The sequence below is a fragment of the Acinetobacter lactucae genome (genome assembly GCF_013344765.1).
GTDB classification, from domain to species: Bacteria; Pseudomonadota; Gammaproteobacteria; order Pseudomonadales; family Moraxellaceae; genus Acinetobacter; species Acinetobacter lactucae_A.
In genome coordinates, this window is sequence record NZ_JABVBF010000477.1 from 1 (window position 1) to 237 (window position 237).

Consider the following 237-nt stretch of genomic DNA (forward strand, 5'->3'; position numbering starts at 1 on the left):
TTGCTGTCACGGTAATGGTGTGTGGACCGTCTGTTAATACAGGCAAGCTATTGTCTGCAAGCGTCCAGGTGCCATCGCCATTGTTCGTCGCCGGGTAGTCAACACCATCCACATTCACCACCACAGTAGCTGTCGGGTCATTGACTGTACCGGTGAGCGCAGGTGTGCTGTCATTGGTAAGGACATCATCAAGCGCGACCACCGGTGGCGTGATGTCTGCAGAGACTGTGCCTGTAC

The 237-nt window shown here is 54.9% G+C and carries 1 protein-coding gene; it reads right to left on the minus strand.

All coding sequences use genetic code 11. The annotated features are described in order from the left end of the window. On the minus strand, positions 1 to 237 hold a 237-nt coding region (locus HUN22_RS17925), incomplete at both ends, for an Ig-like domain-containing protein (protein WP_254617585.1).